The following is a 21,433-nucleotide window of genomic DNA, read 5'->3' on the forward strand; positions in this document are numbered from 1 at the left end:
GCCTACAGAATGATTGGGATATTCTCCGGTATGATCAAGGCCGCTTCCGTATATCGAACGACGTCCTCCACCGTATATGGAGCCATTACTTCCCGCAAAATCAACCCTTCCGCGCCTACCTCCATGACCGCCATATCGGTAATGATCAAATCGACGCATTCACGTGCGGTAAGCGGCAGCACGCACTGCTTCCTGATTTTCGATTCGCCCTGCTGATTGACATGATTCATCAGGACGACGACCTTCTTCGCTTTTTGGGCCAGCTCCATGGCCCCTCCAATGCCGGACACGCGTTTGCCCGGAACGATCCAGTTGGCCAGATCCCCGCACCCGTTCACCTCAAGCGCCCCGAGTATCGTTATATCGATGCAGCCCCGGCGAATCATCGCGAAGGCGATCGCGCTGTCGCAATAAGAGGCGCCGTTAACTGTCGTGATGGGAAAGCCGCCCGCATTGCACAGGAAAGGGTCTTCCTCTCCCGGACCCGGCGCTCTGCCGGCGAAAAGAATGCCGTTCTCCGCATGAAACACGACGTGAACGCCTTCCGGTATGAAATCCGCGACGAGCGTCGGAATGCCGATTCCGAGATTGACGACCATCCCGTCCTGCAATTCCAGGGCAGCCCTTTTCGCTATTCGGCTGCGTATTTCTTCTCCCATACCCATTGCCAGTTCACCCCTTTGCCCGGAATGACCATATCGACGAAAACGCCTGGTGTGACGATCGACTCCGGGTCCAGTGCGCCAAGCGGCACGATTTCATCCGCTTCCGCGATCGTAATCCGTCCGGCCATCGCAACTAAAGGATTAAAATTCCGGCCGCTCTTGTCGTAAACCAAATTGCCGTAAGGATCCGCCCGTTTCGCATGAACGATGGCCACATCGGCCATCAGCGCCGGTTCGACCAAATACGTCTTCCCCCCCACGGACACCGTCTCTCTGCCTTCGCCCATCAAGGTACCGACTCCGACATCGACCAAGATGCCGCCAAGGCCGACGCCGCCCGCCCGAATTTTCTCGGCCAGCGTCCCTTGCGGGTAAAAGACGACCTCCATGCTCCCGTCCGTCATCCGCTTGCCGGCAAATGGATTGGAGCCGATGTGGGAGGTGATAACCTTGGCGACCCTCCCCAGCGTGACTAACGGTCCGATGCCGATCTGCGGAAACCCGGTATCGTTGCCGATGAGAATAAGGTCTTTGACCCCTTTAGCCACGATCCCTTCCGCAAGGGCAGGAGGGGTGCCGATCCCGCCGAAGCCGCCGTACATGAGGGTCATGCCGTCGGTGATGGCGGCCAGCGCTTCCCCGAGCGTTCTGATCTTGCTTAGCGCTGCTCCCGATCCATTTCCGGCACCGGCTCCAGCCGGAATACCGGAAGCCGCATCGATTCCGTCCGAGGCGCCAGCCGAAAGCTCGGCGGCATCCCCTCCAGCTTCGTTTCCATTCCCGTTTGCGCCGCGATCCATCATCACTCTCCCACCCCCGCTTCCCCGAGCTCCCGCGTCACTTCCTCCATCGTTTCCTTCAGGAGAGCGATCAGCAAATCGATCTCCTCCCGTTTGATTACCAGCGGAGGAGCGATAATGATCGCGTCTCCTTCCCCTTCCGCCCCGCCCGCTGCCGGATAGATGAGAAGCCCTTTATGAAACGCCTTATCAACGATCCGGGAGGTAATGCCGAGCCCGGATGGAAACGGCTGCTTGGCGGTACGGTCGGATACCAGTTCAATGCCCAGGAGCAGACCCTTGCCCCGCACATCCCCGATCATTTCGTTTTGCTGCGCCAGCTCGTTTAACCGGGTCAGCAAATAGGCGCCGCTCGTCTCGGCGGCTTCCGCCAGCCGGTGCTTGCCGATATAGTCCAGAACCGCCAGGGAAACCGCCGCCGATTGCGGATTCGCGCTGTACGTATGGCCGGACATGATGCTTTTGGAGCCCCGCAGAACGGGCTCCATCACGCGATCGCTGACAAGCGCGGCCGCCATCGGCGTATAGCCGGCGCTCATGCCTTTGCCCAGCGCGATCAGGTCCGGCTCGACGCCCCAATGCTCCAGACCGAACATTTTTCCCGTCCGGGCGATCCCGGTCATCACTTCGTCGGCAATGAACAAAATCTCGTTCCGCTCGCAAATATCCTTGATCTTCCGGTAATAGCCCGCTGGCGGCACAACGGCGCCGCCAGCAGCCCCGATGATCGGCTCCGCTATAAAAGCCGCGATATGTTCAGCCCCGATTCGCCCGATTGCGGTCTCCAGATCGTCCGCGCACATCAACCCGCATGCCGGAAAGGTTGCGCCAAACGGACAGCGGTAGCAATAGGGGGGCGCCACGACCGGGAAATCCTTCAGCAGCGGGAGAAACCGTCTTCGCCTTGCGTCGTGTCCGGACATCGATAAGGCGCCCATCGTAATCCCGTGGTAGCTCATCCGCCGGGAAATAATTTGATATTTCTCCGGACGCCCCCGCTCCTGCCAGTGCTGAATCGCGATCTTCATGGCCGTCTCCGTAGCTTCGGAGCCGCTATTCACGAAGAACGCCCAGTAATCGCCTCCCGGCGCCAATTCGCTCAGCTTCCGCGCCAGCTCCTCGGCGGGCTCGCTCGTGAACTGGGAACGGTATACGAAGGATACTTTGCTTGCCTGCTCGAGCATCGCGTCGGCGATTTCTTGAACGCCGTGCCCGATACTGGCCGTAACGGCGCCGGAACAAGCATCCAGATACGATTTGCCCTGCGCGTCGTACAGAAACACGCCTTTCCCGTATTGAACGGCGGGATAAGAACGGCCCAGCAGCGGTTTAATCAAATGTTCCCTCTGCAAATCACAGCCTCCTCCCCTGGCTTTGCTCCCTGCGCTCATTTAAAATAAAACTTATTTATCCGCGGCGCATTCATCAGCTCTTCATAGCGGAACCGGCTTCCCAAGGCGGATACGTCATTCAAATACAGCGCCTCTTCCACTTTCTGCGACATGCTCTCGGAAACATAGCTGCTGCAGCGCGGACAATCAATTGCCGGAATTTCCAAAATCTCAACCGACGATTTGCCGTCCGGCATAATCCAATAGCAATCTATAACGCCTTCCTTGCTGTCTTCCGCATCGCACCATATGCATTTCATGTCCGTTTGTCCCTCCTAAAAGTTTTGTGTTGCCCCGCTTCCTTGAAAACACTTCACAACAAAATGCCGGGCCGTACCCCTTAACCCTTCTTCATATGCAAATGTCGTGCCAACTTTTGAATAGGGCGGTTACCTACTCCCCCGGGTTGATGAAGCGCCGGATTTGCTGCAAAAGATTTTGCGGCCGTTCATTTTTTTGCAGCAAGCCGCCGAAACCCGGTTGGCAATGTCCGATGAAACCGGAGGGTTGCCTTCCTAAGGGCCGACCCGCGGAACTGGCATCCTTTTTGCACATGAAATACGTATAGAACCATTTGTAATATAAAGGAGGAAGCCCGCATGCCGAAGGACCCTTACTATATCAATCAGGTCGAGACCGGAAGCGGCTGCACCGTTCACTACTGCCTCGATGCCTTTAACAAAAGGCTGCGCGTAGACGACTATGAGGGAAATGTCTATTTGATCTTCGAGCGGGTTTGCGGGATCGCCGGGCAGCACGCGCTGACCAAACTATTTATTAAATCCCGTCAAGAAGATTGGGAGACCTTCTTATCGAATGGATGTATGCTGGAGGGGATTTACAAAGGCTATTTCGACGGCCGGGATGCTTACTGTATGGCCTATTATATGGACCTTGAACGGCGTACAAGCGACTATTGGATCGAGGAAGACCGTATTTTAAGACAGGTGCTGGAGCTGCCGCTGAGGCCGGACCGCTCCCAAGCGGCTGACGGCGCTGCGCTGCGGATGGCTTTGCCGGATGATACCGAAGCGCTCGCTGCTTTGTACGGCCGTATTTTTAAAACCTACCCGGTCCCGATGCATGATCCTTCTTATGTGGAAAAAGCGATGCTTGAAGGCACGTTATTCTATGTCGTCGAACAAGCCGGCGAACTGATCAGTGCCGCATCAGCTGAAATCAACACGGTTTACCGGAACGCAGAAATGACCGATTGCGCCACCCTTCCGGCCCATCGCGGCAAGGGTCATATGCGGCTGCTCCTTCATGCCTTGGAGGATGAACTGGCCGGACGGAATATCCGCTGCCTATATTCTTTGTCACGCGCGCTTTCGCTGGGCATGAACGCTGTTTTCCGCCAGATGGGGTACCGGTATTGCGGCAGACTGACGAAAAACTGCGATATCTATGACAAGTTCGAAGATATGAATCTATGGGTAAAGCTATAACCGTTTGCGGTTCACGGACGAGGAGATGCCCATCTCCTCCCGGTATTTGGCCACCGTGCGCCTGGAAATCCGAATGCCCTCCTTCGTCATCCGATCCGCCAGCTGATGATCCGAGTATGGCGTCTTGCGGTTTTCGCCGCCGATTAATTCCTTTATCCGGGTCTTCACGCTGCCTGCGGAAGCCGAATCGCCTGAGTCCTGCCGATAACCGGAAGGAAAGAAAGCTTTCAGCTCGAAGACGCCCCACGGCGTTTGCGCGTATTTGCCGGCGGTCACGCGGCTGACGGTCGATTCATGCAGGCCCACTTTATCCGCAATCCGTTTCAGGTTCATCGGCTTGAGACGGGAAATCCCTTCTCTAAAAAAATCAATCTGCTCCTCGACAATCGCCTGCGTCACGCGAAACATGGTATCTCGCCGCTGCTCGATGCACTTGATAAAAAAGGCCGCCGCGTTCAGCTTTTTATAAAGAAAGGCTTTTGCCTCGTCATGCTCCCCGCCTTCCTTGAGCAGCCGTTCATAATGCCCGTTAATGGAGAGACGGGGCGCAGCCGCGTTTTGAACGGTGACGACGAACCGCTCCCCCGCCTGCTCGACTCTGACGTCCGGGATGATATAGGGGATGTCGCCAGCAGCGAATGCCGCACTCGGTCGAGGGTTCAGCTGCTTCAGCGTCTCGATCGCCTCTTCCAATTCACCCGTAGCGGCCTGCAGCTTCGCAGCTAATCGATGAATGGAATGATACGCGATATCTTCCAGATGATGCCGAATGAGGACGGGAACAAGCGGCGGACAAGCCGGCAGGCGATTCGCCTGAATGATCAGGCATTCCTGCAAATCTCTCGCCCCGACGCCTGCAGGTTCAAAGCCCTGCAAGATGTCGAGCGCCTGCTCCGCCTCACCGTAATCGACCCGAAGCGCATCAGCGATATCGGCTAACGACAGCTCTATGTACCCTTTCTCGTCCAGATTTCCGGTCATGTACGCGATGATTTGCCGGACAGCACGCGGAATGCCGGTCAGCACATTCAATTGCTCCATGAGGTGCTTCTCCAGGGAAACGTCCTTCCATACCGCTTGATAAAGCGGGTCATAATCGGGATTATACGGGCCGGCTGGGCCGGACCCGGGCTCCGCCGGTTGCCCAAGCTGCCGCTTGTCATACTCCGCATAGGCATCCCAATCGGTCCCGGAGGGTTCCAGCATCATATTTTCCTGAAGCTCCTGCCGGATGCATTCGAGTAAATCCGGGGTCGGGAGCTGAAGGAGCTTGATCGCCTGCCGAAATTGCGGCGTCATGCGCATCTTGGCCGTTTGCTGCTGAAACATGCCGTAACCCGGGCTCATCGCAATCATCCTTTAGGCTTTTGCTCTATTTTATTCCGGATGCTCGGCCATTTTGACAACGGTATGCGGGTCGTGAAGCTGTTTTTTAAAGTTCCGGTCCTTTATAAACTCCAACTCTCGCAGCAGCTAGGTTATAATAGCATTTAAGTTATATTGAAAATTCCTTGATCCATTAGTTTAATCGTGATATCATCTCTTCAAACCAATATTTACCTATAAAAGCTGTGATGAGAAAGAGTAATTGGACAGTTTCTTTTACAGAGAGCCCCTCAGTGCTGAAAGGGGGCAAAGAATAGTTCCAATGAATATGGCCTCGGAGCTGCACCTCGAAACCCATTAGGGAAGTAGGATGTGACGGTGGCACCCGTTATAGTGCTAGGGTATAAGCAACATAATTAAAGTCGCTGTACTTGAAAAGAGGTCAATGCGTTAAGCATTGATGAACTTGGTTGGTAACACGGAGTATTAACTCTTGTCCCTTTACGGGGCGGGAGTTTTATTTTTTTATCACAAATGTAAATATGGGAGGTTCTTGAAATGGAAAGAAAAAACACTTTTAACGAAATTGCAAGGGAATACGACAAGTACAGACCTAGCTATCCAGAACAATTATTTACTGACATCTTGGAGTTGACGGCTATCAAGCAGGGCGATTCCATACTTGAAATCGGCTGTGGCACAGGTCAGGCAACGAAAGGTTTTGTTGATTTAGGTTTTGATAATGTGACTTGCATTGAATTAGGTCAAAATTTAGCGGAACTTACTCGTGAAAAATTTAAAAACAAACCAAATGTTAACATAATCAATTCCCCATTTGAAACTTGGCAGAGTGAAAAGAGTAACTTTGACTTGGCTATATCTGGTACAGCTTTTCACTTTATTCAGCCACAAGAAGTTGGCTATCGCAAGGTCTTCGACTTGCTCAACGACGAAGGCTCTATAGCATTCTTTTGGACCGTCCATATTCCGTCTTTTGATGATGTCTCTAATCGAATTCGAGAAAGTTACAAGAGAAATGCACCCCAACTAGACGATTCAAAAAACCCAACCATTGAACAAATTATTGATGAAAGGTCAGTTCTAGCTCTAAAGGATGGGTTGTTTAAGGAATTAGAAATAAAGCAATACATTTGTAATCACACCTATACAGCTGATGAATATATCTCTTTATTAAACACTAATTCCAGACATAGACTACTTCCCGACAATGTACGATTTGAATTGTTTGGGGAAATCAAAGAAGCGATTGAAGAACATGGTGGAATTCTTAATAAACCTCAAGCTGTTGTGTTGTACCATGCAAAAAAAAATCTAAAGTGAATACCCAACAAATTCATTCGTTAAACTCCCATGGAAGAACGCAATTACTTCCATAATCTGTGGTGTCGCGTGAGCGGCATGGATGGCTAACGGTTACGATAGCTAATGATAGATAGAAAAGGATGCAGTTTCCATTTCGCCGTTGCATACACGATAAAGACGATACTGAAAAGTAATAGAACTAAAATAATAGGGCCTAGTTGAACAATTTCAGGGCTAAATCCTGCTTGGTTCATTGTAATCCCCCTTTTATATTGTAAATACGAACGACTTGCTCTGCCGCCTGCTCCAAAAGCGTTTCGGTTAGCGCCATGGCCTCGTCAAGCGGCATAGGCCGATTCAGAATGCTGATGACCGCCGACACTCCATGCTCATACAAACTCTCGATTCCTTGTCCGATGGATCCGGCCAAAACAATGACAGGCACTTGGTGTTTTCTCGCTACATGCGCAACTCCGCACGGCGTTTTGCCTCTGGCTGTCTGAAAATCAACCTGCCCTTCCCCCGTGATGACAAGATCCGCATCCTGAATGGCCGATTCGAGATCCGTCATTCTAGTCACAATCGATATGCCTGATTCCAATTGGCCATCCATAAAGGCAAGGATTCCGCCAGACAAGCCGCCTGCCGCACCTGTTCCGGGAATATCGTGTATCGCGATACCTTTGGCGCGTTCAATCAAATCGGCAAAATGCTTCAAGTTCTGATCAAGCTGCTGCACCATCTCAGGCGTCGCGCCTTTTTGCGGTCCGAAAACAGCCGATGCTCCGCTAGGTCCAACAAACGGGCTATTTACATCGCAGGCGATAATGAACTCGCTTTCAGCAATACGCGGGTCCAATCCTTCCAGACGAATTTCTGCAATCCTTCCTAATTCGCCTCCCCCAAAACCTAGCGGCTGACCATTTTGGTCAAGCAGTTCCGCTCCCAAAGCTTGCAGCATTCCCGCTCCGCCGTCATTTGTCGCGCTTCCGCCCAGGCCAAGTATAAAATGTCTGCAGCCATGGTTGAGGCCGGCTTCGATGAGCTGACCGAAACCGTATGTGGTTGTATACAATGGGTTCCTTTCGTGCTCCCCGATCAAATATAATCCAGAGGACATGGCCATTTCGATGACACAAGTCATGCCGTCTCCCAGTATGCCGATTCCCGATTTGATATCCCGGCCTAACGGGTTTTTCGTAATCACTTCCAAGAAACGCCCGCCTGTGGCATCCATCAGACAGTCCATCGTGCCTTCGCCGCCATCAGCCATCGGAACTACGACGGTAACGCTTTCATTTATTGCCCGCTTTACTCCTCTTTCAATAGCGAGACCAACTTCTTTGGCCGTGAGGCTGCCTTTATAAGAATCCGGTGCAATGACAATTTTCATTTCGCTTATGTTTCCTCCTTCAACGATTTTCATCATGCTCTCGATCTTATCGACATAAGAAACGATTTAACATATTGTGATTATATAGAACATTACCGTACCGCTCAATGTGTAAAGCATATGAGTTTACGTTTAAATTTCCGACATTTTATGACCATGAATATTGTTATCGTAATTTCCGCTTACTTCAAAGATTCTGATGCAACATAAAAAAAGAGCCAAAAGGCTCTTTAGACCGCCATTTATAGTCGAATCGATTGTTTTCAAATAAAAAGTGACCCGTGACGGCTGCTCACGAGAGGTTAAACGACACGGCTCGCACTTTAATATTATTCCATGATCAGTGGCCTGTCCATTCCGTGAGTAGGCAATATTTCGACCTAGATAATGCCGTTTATTTCGCCCGTGCCATTCATCGGTAATTAAACTGCCTCCTCCCGGAGATAGCGCCCATGCTGGGTGTATAATAATGGGCGGTCCTTATATTCATAAGGCCGCCCTGCGTTTTATCAAATCCTCCAGACTATTCTCTTCTCAAGGGATGACGCAGTCAATCGGATTCCTCCGTATGATGGTCGGTCTCCTCCGGCAGCTGCGCCGGGTCTTCCTTGGCAGGCGAATCGATAATAGTCCGGGCTTTTATCTCAGGCGGCTCTGGCCGGCTTTGGCCATAGAGCCGCACATAGATCTGCTCAATTTCCTCGCCGGTCAGATCTTCACGCTTCAGCAGCTCCTCCGCAATGGCGTGGACGAGGTCGGCGTGATCCCGTACCAGCTTCTTCACTTGGAGCATCTGATCAATCAGCAGCTCGTTGATCTTTGGCCGAAGCGCCTTGAGTGCCTCGGCCCGATTGCCGGTCGCAAGCCAGCTGAACAGCTCATCACCCATTCCGACCATACCCAGATAGACGCCGGCCATCTCGGTAGCCCGCTGCAGGTCAGAGGTAACACCGTTTAATTTCTTGCCGAGGAATTCCTCTTCCACCGCCCGTGCTGCCAGAGAGACTTGAATCGCCGCCAAGATCTCGCTGTCGCTCCGGTTATACCGCTCATGCGTCGGCTTGGTGGCAGCGAGACCGAGCGCATTGCCCCGGCGGATAATCGTCACTTTCCAGACCCGTTCGTGGGGCTTGAGCAAATACTGGGCAACCGCATGGCCGGCCTCATGGTAGGCGATGTTTCGCTTCTCGTCATCCCTCATGGAGCGAAGCGGCTGTTTGAGGCCCCACTCATAGGTCTCCATGGCGACCCGGAAGTCCTCGTAAGAGGCAAGCTCGGCGCCCCGCTGGTGGGCGATGACGACCGACTCGTTGACGATGTGTTTAATCTGTGCCGGACTGTAGCCGACCGTATCGAGCGCTACCCGTTCTGCAGTTAGTGTGGATTCCCGCTTCACCTTCTGGAGGTAGTATTCAAAAACGTCCACCCGTCCATCATAATCGGGGGTATCGACCCAGAGCCGCCTGTCGAAACGGCCGGGCCGGAGCAGTGCGGTGTCTAGTACGTCGGGCATGTTGGTCGCAGCGACTGTCAGCACCGGCGGCCGATCTGCCTTCTTGCGCCTAAGACCAAATGAGCGAAGCATCTTTGCAAACCAGGAGCTATCGATGTTCGGCGGGTCCATCTGCAAGAGCAGCTCGTTAAGCAGGCCCGCGCCGCCCATGCCTAACATCCCTCCTCCTCCACCGCCTGATTGACGACTCATGCCAATGGCGTCAATCTCGTCGATGAAGATGATGCAAGCGCCGTACACTCTCGCCAGCTTCCGGGCCTTCTTGTAGAGGCCCATCACCTTCAGGTTGCCGACGCCGAAGAACATGTTTTGAAAGCTGGGAGCCGAGGCGTAAGCAAAGGGTACCTGCGCCTCGTTGGCGATTACCTGGGCCAGATAGGACTTACCGGTACCGGGCGGCCCGCAGAGCAGCAGCCCCCGGATCGCTTCGCCGCCCATATCCTTAAACTCCTTGACGCCCTTGAGCAGGGTGACGATCCGCTTGGCATTCTCCACGATCTCGGGGTTACCCCGGTAGTCGTCCCAGGTGGACCCAGTCTCCCCAGGCAGTATCCAGTATGTGCGTCCCCGGGCCAGGAACCAGAAAAGGGCTACGAACTGGATGATTATAAATACTACGGCGAATAGCAGCTGCAGCAAAACGCTGACAATTCCGAGCGTGACCTGCCAGGCCTTCGGACCTCCTGCCCACAACAGTACGCCGATGATGATAAGGACTGCGAGTCTGAGAAGGAATTTACGCCACCTGATCCAATGGTATTTCCTCATGGCCTCACTACCTTTACAGACGATTTTGAATTATTTTATGAAATATCTGCCCTATAAATGCCTCTTATCCAAAGTGATGTTAGTTAAAATGACTTCCAGTTCACAATGAGCCCACACTTCCCCGGAAAAGTGAATAATCAGAAGAACTTGGTCTAGCCGGCGGCCAGTAATAACCGTAATTGCCCCTTTTCATCTCTCGTAAAATAACTGAAAAAAGAAGAAGGATCCGCCGAGGCGGATCCCTTTTTATGATTGCTGCTCCAGACGGTCCACGCGCCTGCGGAGGCGTTGGACTTCATTGGTCAACTGATCCACTTGACGTTCCAAGCGCGTTACTCTTCGCTCCAGATTACCCGGTCCAGGCGGGCCAGGCGGAAATGGCGGGCCGGGCGGAAACGGTGGAGCAGGTGGAAAAGGCGGGCCGGGTATAGGGATATACAGCGTTAATCCGACATAAATATAGTTTGGGTTCGATAGGCCGTTCGCCTGCATGATCGCTTGAACGGACGTTCCGAATCTCGATGCGATCGACCATAATGTATCGCCGGGCTGCACCACATAATTCATGAAATATTCCTCCCGATAAATGAATCCTTACCGAGATAGTGTATGTGCCTATCGCTATTAATGATTGAGGCTAATGCCTATTTTCACTCTTCTTCATTACTCATAATCCTTCGCCAATACCGCGAGCTCCTCATAGGCTTGCTCCGGCGTAATTTCACCGAACATGATTTTCTCTCCGACCGCTTTGAAGTCTTTCTGCGTGAAGTTGCTCCAGCCCTTAGGCTCCGGTACATATAGCTGAGCATCCGGCGCCGTATTCGTAATTAACGAAATGCCCATTTTATCGGGAGCGTTAAATTTCGGAGTCAGACTCTCGACGATTTTGCTCGAGACTGGTACGCCGCGGGATGTGCCCAAAATTTCGGCCGCCTCCGGATCGTTAATAAACCAGTCGATAAACTTCTTCGCTTCCTCCACATGCTCGGAGTTAGCGCTTGCGCTCCAGAACATCGACGGCTTGAGCCAGCCGCCGGCCTGCTCATTTTTCGGGATCGTTACGAAATCGAAAACCCCCGGCTTCAAGCTGTCAAAGCTGTTCGCTTGTGCGGCGTGAACGATGCGCACCAGGGTAGTGCCGTTTACCATAAGATCCAGCTGAGGGTCCAGCTCCTTATCCGTCACGCTCACCTCGCCCGGAGGCACAATCCCCTCCTTGCGCAGCTCGGCAAATTTACGTTCAAATTCGAGGTACGAATCCTTATCCAAATTCAGCTTGCCGTCATCCGTAAACACCTGTCCCAAGCCTTTGCTCAGCTGATAATTGACGTATTGCCCGAAAGCGGCTGAAAGGTCAGGAAGCACGTACTTATCGGAACCCACCTTGGCTTTCGCTTCTTTGCCGAAGGCGAAAAACTGGTCCCAAGTCCAGCCGTTCGCCGGCTTCGTAATGCCCAGCTTTTCTACGGCCTCTTTATTATAGGCCATCCCGATTGCATTATTGCCGAGAGGAATGGCGTACAGCTTATCCTGATATTTCCCTGTGTTCAGAAGAGCGGCATCGATATCCCCCGTCGCTACCCCCGTAGACAAGTCGGCCAATTGGTTACGGCCCGCATATTCCGCTAAGTAGGACGCATCCATTTGAATAATGTCCGGTGCATTTTTCGCCGCGGACTGGGTGGCCAGCTTATCCCAATAGCCATCCCAGCCGGAAAACTCGGGCTCGAAAGTGACATTCGGATTTTTTTGCGTATACAAATCGAGCGCTTTTAAAGTAGCATCATGTCTGGACTGAGATCCCCACCATAAAATACGCAGCTTTACCTGACTTGCCTCCGCCGCTTGCTCCGTGCTTTCCGCCGTTGTGTTTTTGTCATTGCCGCTGCAAGCGGCAGCGGTTAGAAGCATAATTGCCGATAATAGAACGGTAAGCGATTTCATTACATTGATTTTCATAGTAAATCCCCCTTAGGAATGGATAAACCGTTTACATTTCATATATTAGCAATCAACCGGACAATCGGGTATACGAAGAATGCACAATTTCTTATAGAAATGCATCCTTTCTAGCCTTTTACCGATCCGGCCGTGATCCCTTCTACGAAGTGGCGCTGTGCCAGGAAAAAGATAAGGACAGAAGGCACGATGGAAACAAGAGACATCGCAAGCAATTGTCCCCAAGGAACGGTTGACTGGGAATCGACGAACATGCGCAGCGCCAAACCGACCGTGTACTTATCCACCGAGTTAATATAGATCAAATGGCCGAGAAAATCATCCCAGTTCCACAGAAAGCAGTAGATGGCTACCGTCACCAATGCCGGCTTCGTTAAAGGCAGCACAATTCGCCAGTAGATGCCAAACCAGCTGCAGCCGTCCATTTTGGCCGATTCATCCAGCTCCTTCGGAATGCCTCTAATAAACTGTACCAGAAGATAAACGAAGAAGGAGCCGCCGATTCCGCCCGCAAGCGTATGCGGAACGATAAAAGGTAATAACGTATCGACCCAGCCCCAGCCATTAAACATTACATATTGCGGTACCAGCGTGACCTGACTGGGCAGCATGAGCGTTAGCAAGAGGATCGAAAACCACAAGCCGCGCAGCGGGAAATCGAGCCGGGCAAACGCAAAGGCAGTCAAACTGCAGGCAACTATGGTTGTAAGGAGCACGCCTATAATTAATTGAAAGGTGTTCATATAGAAGTGGGTAAACGTAAATCCAGGTATCGCCGTCCAGCCGTCGCTGAAGTTGTTCCACATCGGATGCTCCGGAAAGAGACCGGGCCTCGACATTTCCTCATTCGTCTTTAACGAAGCCCCGATCCACCAAAAGACGGGATACATCATGACAAGGCTTAAGAGGCTGAGCAGCACATTTTTTTGAACCAAGTTTCGTTTATAGCTCCGCATCATCCTTTTTTCCTCCCGTCATTCTCGTAGAATACCCAGTACTTTGAGCTCATGAATATCAAGGCCGTGCAAACGGCAATGATGACAAGCATGATCCAGGCCAAAGCCGAGGCGTATCCCATCTGCAGCCGTCCGAATGCGCGGTCGTACAAATAAAGAGCATACATATACGTCGAGTTGATCGGACCGCCTTCCGTAATGATGAATGCCTGCGTGAACATTTGGAAGGAGCCGATGGTTTGAAGCACTAAATTAAACAAAATGACCGGCGAGAGCATCGGAAGCGTAATACTGAAAAACTGTCTGATCTTGGTAGCTCCGTCCACCGACGAGGCTTCATACAGCTCTGTCGATATTTGCTTGAGTCCGGCCAGAAAAATAACCATCGAAGAACCGAACTGCCAAACGACCAATAAAATCAGCGTTCCAAGCGCGGTTTGCGGATTGGTGATCCAGCTCACGCCTTCAATTCCGAACAGCCCCAGCAGCTGATTGAAAAGCCCGTCCGAGTTAAAAATATTTTTCCAAAGAATAGACACCGCAATGCTGGTCCCGATCAAGGAAGGAATATAAATCATCGTCCGGTAAAAGGACATGCCGCGAATATTTTGCTTAAGCAGCATCGCAATCATCAGTGCAGAGAACAATTTGAGCGGAACCGAGAATAGAACAAACAGAAATGTGACCTTAAGGGATTGGACAAACACCGTATCGGAAGTGAAAATCCGTTCATAGTTCCCGAATCCGGTCCATTCCGGCTGCTCCAGCAGCGAATATTTCGTGAAAGAGAAATACAACGATTGCAGCATGGGCCAGAACGTCAACAAAAAAAGTCCGATCAGCCATGGAGCCAAAAATAAATATCCGGCAACCGGCGATTCCCATCTGCTCAGAAAACGGCTCAGCATCGACTTCTTTTTCCGTTCTGGAACCGCTTTCGCCGCATTAGCTAGGACTGTAGAAGAGCTCCGATTCATAGTAGCTTCACCTCTGCCTTAGTTTGTATGAGTTAATCATATATGACCGGCAGATGATGAAAAAGAGGAACGATGTACACTTTGTTATACATATCAACAAAAATAGAAGACTGTAAATTCGTTGTCCCGAATCCCAGTCCCCAGTGAGAGATCTACGGTTTATTTTTATACAAATCTGTCGGATTGCTGCCGGTATACTTTTTAAATAACGTACTGAAATACGGCACATACTTATAACCGACCCGGTCCGCCACCTCGTAGATTAAGTGCTTCCCTTCCAAAATCATTTCCTTCGCCTTCTCCATCCGGATCCGCGTCAAATAGCTGTTAAAGGACTCGCCCATCGCCTTCTTAAAGAGAAGGCTTAAGTAGTTTCTCGAAATATGAATACGGTCCGCCAGGTCGGAGATCGTAATCGGCTCGGCATAATGCTCATGGATAAACTGGACGATAAAATCGACGGCCTGCCGGTGCTTGATATTCTCATTGCCGCTGCGGGAGCCGCAAATCAGATCAATTTTTCCGTAAAGCCATTCCTTAAGCTGCTCCAGCGTCGTGACATAGCGCAGCTCCCGGGTAACCTCGTCTACCTTCGCGATGTCTTCCAATTGAACGCCGACTTCAAATAGCGTATACGCAAAAATAGTCCACAGCTCCGTACCCAGCATTTCAAGATTGCGCGCCGATACATCCCCGCCCTTACTCCACTGGCTGAAGTAGTCGTCCACAATCTCCTTCGCCTTATCTTCTTGAAACAGCTTCATGGCCTCTGCCATTTGCTGATAAAACTTAACCGGACGGAGGGAGAGCGGGTAAGCTTGCTGCTCTTTTTGCCCGCCGGAGACATATTCGTATAAGTGGATACCTTCTATCGGAGCGGTGTTCTTAAAATAAAGAGCCTGGAAAGCCTCCTCGGTCGAATCGGCAATTTCCATCCAATTCGACTTAAACGTTCCGATTCCGGCATGAAGCGTAATATCCAAGAAGGAGCGGACGCTTTGAATGACCCGTTCCCCAAAGCGGTAAGCTTGCTTCATCGTAAGGTCGCTCCATTCTTCATTCGGTGCATGAAGGATAATCGCCGAGTGACTGCTGAATAGCTCCACATAATGAGAATCTGGCCACTCTTCATGTGAGAGCTCCTGAATAATGTTAGCGATGGCGAACCTGAACAAGCTCAAGTCCTTCGTCGAGGCCTTAGTTACGCGGTCCGTACGGATAATCTCAATTCCGATCACCGCATGGCGGCGGTCGTTCCAATACCGGTACGTTTCAGGGATCATGCGGGTAACCGGATGCTTCGTATGGTCCGGTCCCGTGGAGATCGATTTGATCCATTCTTTCTCAACGAACGGCTCGTATAGCTTTAATTTCTCCTCCAGCTTTTCATTTCGATGTCTTTGCTCCAGCTCTTCCTCCAATGCCGCGATCGTTCTCCCCAGCACATCCTGAATCGTCTCAACGCTGACCGGTTTGTTTAAATAATCGGTTATCCCAAGCCGAAGCGCTTGCCTAGCATATTCAAAATCAGCGTAGCCGCTTAAAACAATAATTTTCCCGTGAAAATTCGCCTTGTTCAGCTGCTCTACCATATCCAGGCCGCTGAGCACGGGCATATAAATATCGGTGATTACGATATCGGGCTGGCACTCTAGAACGATCCGCAGTCCTTCTTCCCCGTCCATCGCCTCCCCGACCCATTCGGCATCAAGCTCCGCCCAGGGGATGACGTTTTTCATTCCTTCCAACACATTCCGGTCGTCATCGATAATTACAATTTTCCACATGCCGCATCACCCTGCCCTTCTATATTGTTTAATACCGGAATGCGTATGAAGACCGTCGTCCCGGGGCCATCCGTATTCGGCAACAGCTCCAGACCGTAGCCGCCGCCAAAATAAATGTCAATCCGTTCACGGACGTTCCGGATGCCGTATCCCCCAGTTTTTCTCTTTTTCGGCTGCTGCCAGTCATCCCTTAGACCGACACCGTTATCGGTTATGCGGAAAACGACTACAGCATCCTTGGTGATCTCCGAACACACCTCGATCAGTCCCTCTTTTTTGCCGTGAAACCCGTGCATAATCGCATTCTCGATAAAAGGCTGCAGCGTCAGCTTCGGTATATATAAATCCTGGATGCTTTCAGGTACGTCTACCCGTAAAGCGAACTGCTCACCCAGGCGAATCTGCTGAATCTGCATGTAGCATTCCATGTGCAGCAATTCGTCACGGATGCTGATTACGCTTTCACCGTTCGAGAGGCCGATGCGGAACATTTTTCCCATTAATTCCAGTATGGTGCTCATTTTCTCCTGTCCGCCCGCAATCGCCATCCAATTCAGCTGATCCAAGGTGTTATACAAAAAATGCGGATTGATCATCGCCTGCAGCGCTTTGATTTCCGCTTCCTTCTGCCTCCGGTACTGATCCTCTAACGAAGCGTACAGCTCCTGAATGCGCTCGAGCAGCTTGCGATAACCTGAAAATAGCGCTCCGAATTCATTACGGTACCCCGTCGGCAAATTAATTTTGTTGACGTTCACCGAATTTCGGCTCATTTCATGCAGCAGCAGCCCGATCGGCTTCACAAATTGCCGGGAGAAAAACAAGTTGAAGCATAGCGCGATTAGCATGGCCGAGCCTCCTGCCAGCAGCAGCACCATCGCAAGACGAAAGCTTCCTCCTGTAATTTCCTCCCATGGAGTCGATTCGATCAGCGTCCAATCCCGATTGAAACGTTTGGCCCATACCATCAAATATTCGCTTGAATCCGCAGAGCCGCCGCTCACGGCTTCCGTTTTCATATAACCGGAATCACTGTTGATGTTTGCTAGGTAGGCCTTGATCCGGTCCTGCGACATGGATTCGCTGCCGATCATCGTAACAAGCCGTCCCCCAGAGTCGAGCAGAATCCGGTTTGCCGCAGGATTATGGCTTTCGATCAGCTTCTTAATGGAAGACGCTTTAATATTCAACAGCAGCAGCCCGCGGTAATCACCTGCTGCCGAATACACCTTGCGGATAAAGCTGATGACCTGCTTCTCGCCTTGAGCGGTTCGGATCTTGTGCTCTCCGATCCAGCCGAAGTCGTTATTTTCAATAGCCGGGTTATACCAGTCTTCCTCTTTGATTAAATCATGCTCAATAAATTTCACGGGGCCCTGAGAATCAGATTGAAGCGGTTGCTTAATATAGAAATAAACGGACTCAATATCGGGTGTCGAAAAAGTAAGCTGTGCAAGGAACGACTCCATTTCCTTACGCTTCTTGTAATTGGAATAGGGATTCTCCGGCAATTTTACATCATCCAGTATCGTGTTCCGGCTGGCCGTCAACGAAATCTGCTCGATCGATTTCATTTGGATATCGACCTTATTATAAAGCTCATTAAGCAGACCTTGCTGGTAATAGGACGTATTTTGCACCATCTGCTGTGCGGAGTATGAATAGGCGATCCAAATGACAATGGTAAGAAGCGTTACGATGAATGCTGCCGAACCGCCGAACAGAAGGTAGTCTATGCGGTATTTTTTAAACATGCTTGTTCGCCTCCTGCAAACTATCTTTTTAGCACCTATAGGAGACACTATATACAAATAGTAGGTTAGAAAACAAGAGTGAAAAAACTGTTAGTGGAATAAGATCTGGGATAAGAAATTCTCAAAGACCTACTTAAAAGAAAGGGCATGCAGACAAAATAGAAATTGTGAATACTTTCACGCTTACTTAAGCTTAACTGGTTAGTACTGTAATTGGCCTCTCCGATTTGGTGCTTTTCTTATACAAAAGAGTTGTTTAGGAAGTTTGTACAGTAATCGAACCTTATATCATTAAAAAAAGGAGAAACTGGTATTATCCCCTCATGGTAGACAGTGAAAAAAGAGTTCATGATATGATGAACTTATCACTGTTGACCGTAGGGGATTTTTTATGCCACCAAAGAAGGGACAATCCTTTAAACGCTATCATGAGGATACGAAGAAAGAAGCTGTACGTTTGCATGTGGAGGAACAATGGAGCTATACAATGATCAGAAAAAATGGAAAAAAAATGAAACCAGATAGTGAGGATGCAGCTCGGAGGATGATTAGCGAGTATATTGCTTACTACAACAATGAACGTTTCCAGAAAAAGTTAGGCGACCTCTCCCCGGTTGTATACCGAGAAGCGATCGCCGCTTAATGTTTTTATTTCACTGTCTACTTGACGGGGCTATGACCAGACGATAGCCGTCCTATGCTGATCGTCATGAAATATAGGAATATCCAGCTCGTCTGCAAGCCTCGTTTCAATCTCGAAACAACGGGGAGAACTGATATCCTCCAGATTAAATCCCGATCACAATAGGAGAGGTTAAATTTCGAATCGTCTTAATGACGCTCATCGCCACAATATAACCGGTTTTTGGATTGCCTACGGATGGGGTATTCCTAATTTGCAGCTTGATTTGTCCGAATTTTCCCTTGGCTTCAATCTCATGTGTATTATGACTGATATGAGGGTCGACCAATACTTTCACCTTTGTCCTGTCAAATCCTATACCGGCAAGACTTAACGCGGCCGAGACATTTACGCTCTCCGGGAACAAGCGGGCAGAGTCGCGCGCCACACCTTCGAATGCGCAATAAGGCTCTGACAATTCAGCCAAATCGACCTGCTGCTCGATAAGCGTACCGATCCAGGCGTTAGGCGGCTTTCTTGTCACCAAGGTAACTTCCTCCATCGGGCCTACGCTGCCTGCAGCAATGCGGTCCAGCCCTCCTATGGCAGCTGAAGGGACAATTACTTTTCTCCCGGTTTCACGCGCCTTCCCCGTAATTCGCAACAGCAGTTGCTCGTCCGCTAACGCGCCAACGCTAACCAAGATGAAATCGGCTCCTTGCTCCAGTGTTTTTTCCCCATATTTCATTACCGCCTCATGACCCGCACACTCCACAACAACATCTAGATCTTGGTCATAAAAGACGTCCTCACTTGATGTCATTATATATCCACGGGAACCCGTATCCGGATATTTAGTCTCATCACGGACCAAAATCGCTTTTAATTGAACCACCCCCGCTTCTCCTTGAAGTATAAATTGAGCTACATCCTCACCTATGGTTCCATAACCGATAATTCCAAGCTTTAGCATAAGCGATAAACCCTCCTGAAATGGTTTCAATTTAAGCAGTTAAGTCTCTCTCTATCATAACAAAAGTATTGTATTTGGTATACCATAAGCCAAATACATATGATATACTTGGTTTATTAGAAACGGGAGGGATGCCGAGTGCCATCAGTTACTTTTCAAACATCAGGCAAATCTATTGAAATTGACAAAGATTCCAATCTCCTAAGAATGTCTATCCGATATGAAGGGTCCATACCCTTTAAATGCGGCGGTGGCCTTTGCGGTACTTGCCGTGTGCAAATCATAGACGGGCAAGAGAATTTGAGCAAAATTATGAAGAAAGAGATCGACAGACTGGGTCAAGAAAGGCTGGACCAAGGCTACCGTCTCGCTTGTCAAACCTTCGTCACCGGGGATATTACGATCGCCTGGGGGGAAGAAGATCATAACCGATTGAACAAAATAGCTCAAAGACGAATTAATTCAGCCCAATAATGTACAAGCAGTCCGTACTTTCTGCGGGCTGCTTTTTATTTCTTTATAATTTGCCTTGCCTGCCGGAAAGTAAAAGCGCAAGCTCATATGAGCCTGCGCCTTTACTTTGCATTAATAAACTTTTACAATTTTACTGTCTTGATCAATATCCAATTCATTTATTTCCTTTTCAATCTCCGCGGTCGTTTCAAATTTAGGAAATACCTTGAGCGGAATACTGTTATCCGGGAATACCTCGGAAACGTATTGAATTAATATTCTCGTATCCGGATTAAGAATTTTACAAATTTCAAATGTTGTTTTTTTCTTCCCAAAGAAGTAATAATTATATTCAGCAACTTTCTCCAAATTCGGATTATCCGTTACCGTCTTGTAACGCTCTGTCGTAGATACTAAAATATATTCGCTCATTATCAAGCCCTCCACCCAAGTAGTTAAATTTTAAATAACCGCTTATTCATAACGCACAATCAATTCTACTTCGACAGCGGCCCCTCCGGGTAATGATGCAACGCCAATCGCCGACCGCGAGTGAAGCCCTTTGTCGCCGAACACTTCTATTAACAGGTCGGAAGCACCGTTCAAAACGTACGGAAGTTCGTAAAAATGAGGGTCTGAATTTATAAAACCTTCCATTTTCACAATGTTTGTGATTCGGTTCAAGTCTCCCAATATGAACTTTAATGTGCCCAGATGATTAATAATGCACTGCCTGGCAGCTTGATATCCTTCTTCTTTAGAGAAGTCTTGCCCTACCTTGCCTTTGAATTGAAGCTCTCCATTTACCTTCGGTGTCACTCCGCTTAAGTAAATTAAAGGCGTTATCATTGTATATGGCACGTAGTTTCCGCTAGGATTAGGCGGTGACTCCAGCAGGATGTTCAAATCTTCAAGCTTCGCTTCAGCTTGTCCGAGTATATTCACCAAGAATCATCCTCCAAATGCGCTAGGAGACCGGCTAAAACTGGATCCTATTCCTGACGCAGTTCAATATCTTCTGAAATATATAACTGACACGCTAAGCGAAATCCTTCGTCCAGTTTTTCACCGAGCATTTTGCTCTCTTTCCAATTCGGCTCCTGAAGTTTTTCACCGCCGGAAATGACTTTAACCATACATTTCGTGCACTTACCCATACCGCATCCATACTTCAAATGGGGAAATTTTCTCACTCCGGCTAAAACTACCAAGTTGCTGTTCTCACCGACTTCTTGTTGATAGACTTGGCCATTCTGGTGCAATATTACATTCGGCATATAATAAACCTCCATACAGCAGCATGAACTTAGCAAATAAGACGA

At 49.9% G+C, this 21,433-nt stretch carries 21 protein-coding genes and 1 other annotated feature; of the genes, 4 read left to right on the forward strand and 17 right to left on the reverse strand.

Translation table 11 applies throughout. The annotated features are described in order from the left end of the window. Window positions 1–2 precede the first annotated feature (2 nt). The 4 genes from ASG81_RS08645 to ASG81_RS08660 form a co-directional block, all read right to left on the reverse strand. A complete protein-coding gene (locus tag ASG81_RS08645; RefSeq protein WP_056631994.1) occupies window positions 3–665 on the reverse strand; it encodes a 3-oxoacid CoA-transferase subunit B in 663 nt (220 codons plus the stop codon). Then, on the reverse strand, window positions 632–1,276 hold the full coding sequence (locus ASG81_RS08650) for a CoA transferase subunit A (RefSeq protein WP_235548788.1): 645 nt from the start codon (window positions 1,274–1,276) through the stop codon (window positions 632–634). Before ASG81_RS08650 ends, ASG81_RS08645 begins: the two co-directional genes overlap by 34 nt. A gap of 191 nt (window positions 1,277–1,467) precedes the next feature. Continuing rightward, window positions 1,468–2,817, reverse strand: coding sequence for an aspartate aminotransferase family protein (locus tag ASG81_RS08655; RefSeq protein ID WP_056631997.1), 1,350 nt, complete (start codon window positions 2,815–2,817; stop codon window positions 1,468–1,470). A gap of 35 nt (window positions 2,818–2,852) precedes the next feature. Beyond that, entirely contained in the window at window positions 2,853–3,116 is a 264-nt protein-coding gene (locus ASG81_RS08660; protein ID WP_056632000.1) for a YokU family protein, read from the reverse strand. A 339-nt stretch (window positions 3,117–3,455) separates the two neighbouring features. Here ASG81_RS08660 and ablB point away from each other — a divergent pair, with 339 nt between their 5' ends. After that, complete coding sequence (gene ablB / locus ASG81_RS08665; protein ID WP_056632004.1) at window positions 3,456–4,304, forward strand: putative beta-lysine N-acetyltransferase; 849 nt, start codon at window positions 3,456–3,458, stop codon at window positions 4,302–4,304. Here the strand turns inward: ablB and rpoN are convergent. After that, window positions 4,299–5,651, reverse strand: a complete 1,353-nt coding sequence (rpoN, locus tag ASG81_RS08670; protein ID WP_056632007.1) for an RNA polymerase factor sigma-54 — start codon at window positions 5,649–5,651, stop codon at window positions 4,299–4,301. The genes ablB and rpoN overlap by 6 nt on opposite strands. Window positions 5,652–5,866: 215 nt before the next feature. Further along, window positions 5,867–6,134: a binding site (T-box leader), on the forward strand. Window positions 6,135–6,188: 54 nt separating this feature from the next. On the opposite strand from rpoN, the gene ASG81_RS08675 reads away from it, so the two are divergent. Then, window positions 6,189–6,971 (forward strand): class I SAM-dependent methyltransferase, encoded by a 783-nt coding sequence (locus ASG81_RS08675; RefSeq protein WP_056632011.1) that lies wholly within the window; start codon window positions 6,189–6,191, stop codon window positions 6,969–6,971. Between the two features lie 232 nt (window positions 6,972–7,203). Here ASG81_RS08675 and ASG81_RS08680 read toward each other — a convergent pair whose 3' ends face one another. The 8 genes from ASG81_RS08680 to ASG81_RS08715 form a co-directional block, all read right to left on the reverse strand. Next, complete coding sequence (locus tag ASG81_RS08680; RefSeq protein ID WP_056632014.1) at window positions 7,204–8,346, reverse strand: glycerate kinase; 1,143 nt, start codon at window positions 8,344–8,346, stop codon at window positions 7,204–7,206. A 550-nt stretch (window positions 8,347–8,896) separates the two neighbouring features. Next, the gene (locus tag ASG81_RS08685; RefSeq protein WP_056632017.1) at window positions 8,897–10,627 is read right to left on the reverse strand and encodes an AAA family ATPase; all 1,731 of its coding nucleotides are present in this window, start codon (window positions 10,625–10,627) and stop codon (window positions 8,897–8,899) included. Between the two features lie 246 nt (window positions 10,628–10,873). Further along, window positions 10,874–11,194, reverse strand: coding sequence for a LysM peptidoglycan-binding domain-containing protein (locus tag ASG81_RS08690; RefSeq protein ID WP_056632020.1), 321 nt, complete (start codon window positions 11,192–11,194; stop codon window positions 10,874–10,876). A 96-nt stretch (window positions 11,195–11,290) separates the two neighbouring features. Further along, the gene (locus tag ASG81_RS08695) at window positions 11,291–12,589 is read right to left on the reverse strand and encodes an ABC transporter substrate-binding protein (RefSeq protein ID WP_155971363.1); all 1,299 of its coding nucleotides are present in this window, start codon (window positions 12,587–12,589) and stop codon (window positions 11,291–11,293) included. Window positions 12,590–12,699: 110 nt separating this feature from the next. Further along, window positions 12,700–13,545, reverse strand: a complete 846-nt coding sequence (locus ASG81_RS08700) for a carbohydrate ABC transporter permease (RefSeq protein WP_081417211.1) — start codon at window positions 13,543–13,545, stop codon at window positions 12,700–12,702. Further along, window positions 13,545–14,522, reverse strand: coding sequence for a carbohydrate ABC transporter permease (locus tag ASG81_RS08705; RefSeq protein WP_056632025.1), 978 nt, complete (start codon window positions 14,520–14,522; stop codon window positions 13,545–13,547). The genes ASG81_RS08700 and ASG81_RS08705 overlap by 1 nt, the downstream gene beginning before the upstream one ends. A gap of 152 nt (window positions 14,523–14,674) precedes the next feature. Further along, on the reverse strand, window positions 14,675–16,309 hold the full coding sequence (locus ASG81_RS08710; protein WP_056632029.1) for a response regulator transcription factor: 1,635 nt from the start codon (window positions 16,307–16,309) through the stop codon (window positions 14,675–14,677). Continuing rightward, on the reverse strand, window positions 16,294–18,063 hold the full coding sequence (locus ASG81_RS08715) for a cache domain-containing sensor histidine kinase (RefSeq protein ID WP_056632031.1): 1,770 nt from the start codon (window positions 18,061–18,063) through the stop codon (window positions 16,294–16,296). The genes ASG81_RS08710 and ASG81_RS08715 overlap by 16 nt, the downstream gene beginning before the upstream one ends. 391 nt (window positions 18,064–18,454) lie before the next feature. Between ASG81_RS08715 and ASG81_RS08720 the strand changes: the two genes are divergently transcribed. Beyond that, a complete protein-coding gene (locus ASG81_RS08720; protein ID WP_056632034.1) occupies window positions 18,455–18,706 on the forward strand; it encodes an IS3 family transposase in 252 nt (83 codons plus the stop codon). Window positions 18,707–18,851: 145 nt separating this feature from the next. Here ASG81_RS08720 and nadX read toward each other — a convergent pair whose 3' ends face one another. Next, window positions 18,852–19,658, reverse strand: a complete 807-nt coding sequence (nadX, locus tag ASG81_RS08725; protein ID WP_056632038.1) for an aspartate dehydrogenase — start codon at window positions 19,656–19,658, stop codon at window positions 18,852–18,854. 138 nt (window positions 19,659–19,796) lie between these two features. Between nadX and ASG81_RS08730 the strand changes: the two genes are divergently transcribed. Next, on the forward strand, window positions 19,797–20,132 hold the full coding sequence (locus ASG81_RS08730; RefSeq protein ID WP_056632042.1) for a 2Fe-2S iron-sulfur cluster-binding protein: 336 nt from the start codon (window positions 19,797–19,799) through the stop codon (window positions 20,130–20,132). A 111-nt stretch (window positions 20,133–20,243) separates the two neighbouring features. On the opposite strand, the gene ASG81_RS08735 is transcribed toward ASG81_RS08730, so the two are convergent. Genes ASG81_RS08735 through ASG81_RS08745 form a run of 3 tightly spaced genes read right to left on the reverse strand, consistent with a single transcriptional unit; the run spans window position 20,244 to window position 21,388 of the window. Beyond that, window positions 20,244–20,543, reverse strand: a complete 300-nt coding sequence (locus tag ASG81_RS08735) for a hypothetical protein (RefSeq protein ID WP_056632045.1) — start codon at window positions 20,541–20,543, stop codon at window positions 20,244–20,246. Between the two features lie 42 nt (window positions 20,544–20,585). Beyond that, complete coding sequence (locus ASG81_RS08740) at window positions 20,586–21,056, reverse strand: RidA family protein (RefSeq protein ID WP_235548789.1); 471 nt, start codon at window positions 21,054–21,056, stop codon at window positions 20,586–20,588. Between the two features lie 47 nt (window positions 21,057–21,103). Next, window positions 21,104–21,388 (reverse strand): 2Fe-2S iron-sulfur cluster-binding protein, encoded by a 285-nt coding sequence (locus ASG81_RS08745; RefSeq protein WP_056632048.1) that lies wholly within the window; start codon window positions 21,386–21,388, stop codon window positions 21,104–21,106. Between the last annotated feature and the right edge of the window lie 45 nt (window positions 21,389–21,433).

Source organism: Paenibacillus sp. Soil522, assembly GCF_001428245.1.
In the GTDB taxonomy this organism is placed as follows: Bacteria; Bacillota; Bacilli; order Paenibacillales; family Paenibacillaceae; genus Pristimantibacillus.

Excerpts from the sequence above, each read along its gene's own strand:
- ASG81_RS08645 (WP_056631994.1), bottom strand. The coding sequence starts at position 665 with ATGGGTATGGGAGAAGAAATACGCAGCCGAATAGCGAAAAGGGCTGCC.
- ASG81_RS08650 (WP_235548788.1), bottom strand. The coding sequence starts at position 1,276 with ATGACCCTCATGTACGGCGGCTTCGGCGGGATCGGCACCCCTCCTGCC.
- ASG81_RS08660 (WP_056632000.1), bottom strand. The coding sequence starts at position 3,116 with ATGAAATGCATATGGTGCGATGCGGAAGACAGCAAGGAAGGCGTTATA.
- ablB (WP_056632004.1), top strand. The coding sequence starts at position 3,456 with ATGCCGAAGGACCCTTACTATATCAATCAGGTCGAGACCGGAAGCGGC.
- rpoN (WP_056632007.1), bottom strand. The coding sequence starts at position 5,651 with ATGAGCCCGGGTTACGGCATGTTTCAGCAGCAAACGGCCAAGATGCGC.
- ASG81_RS08675 (WP_056632011.1), top strand. The coding sequence starts at position 6,189 with ATGGAAAGAAAAAACACTTTTAACGAAATTGCAAGGGAATACGACAAG.
- ASG81_RS08680 (WP_056632014.1), bottom strand. The coding sequence starts at position 8,346 with ATGAAAATTGTCATTGCACCGGATTCTTATAAAGGCAGCCTCACGGCC.
- ASG81_RS08685 (WP_056632017.1), bottom strand. The coding sequence starts at position 10,627 with ATGAGGAAATACCATTGGATCAGGTGGCGTAAATTCCTTCTCAGACTC.
- ASG81_RS08690 (WP_056632020.1), bottom strand. The coding sequence starts at position 11,194 with ATGAATTATGTGGTGCAGCCCGGCGATACATTATGGTCGATCGCATCG.
- ASG81_RS08695 (WP_155971363.1), bottom strand. The coding sequence starts at position 12,589 with ATGAAAATCAATGTAATGAAATCGCTTACCGTTCTATTATCGGCAATT.
- ASG81_RS08700 (WP_081417211.1), bottom strand. The coding sequence starts at position 13,545 with ATGCGGAGCTATAAACGAAACTTGGTTCAAAAAAATGTGCTGCTCAGC.
- ASG81_RS08705 (WP_056632025.1), bottom strand. The coding sequence starts at position 14,522 with ATGAATCGGAGCTCTTCTACAGTCCTAGCTAATGCGGCGAAAGCGGTT.
- ASG81_RS08710 (WP_056632029.1), bottom strand. The coding sequence starts at position 16,309 with ATGTGGAAAATTGTAATTATCGATGACGACCGGAATGTGTTGGAAGGA.
- ASG81_RS08715 (WP_056632031.1), bottom strand. The coding sequence starts at position 18,063 with ATGTTTAAAAAATACCGCATAGACTACCTTCTGTTCGGCGGTTCGGCA.
- ASG81_RS08720 (WP_056632034.1), top strand. The coding sequence starts at position 18,455 with ATGCCACCAAAGAAGGGACAATCCTTTAAACGCTATCATGAGGATACG.
- nadX (WP_056632038.1), bottom strand. The coding sequence starts at position 19,658 with ATGCTAAAGCTTGGAATTATCGGTTATGGAACCATAGGTGAGGATGTA.
- ASG81_RS08735 (WP_056632045.1), bottom strand. The coding sequence starts at position 20,543 with ATGAGCGAATATATTTTAGTATCTACGACAGAGCGTTACAAGACGGTA.
- ASG81_RS08745 (WP_056632048.1), bottom strand. The coding sequence starts at position 21,388 with ATGCCGAATGTAATATTGCACCAGAATGGCCAAGTCTATCAACAAGAA.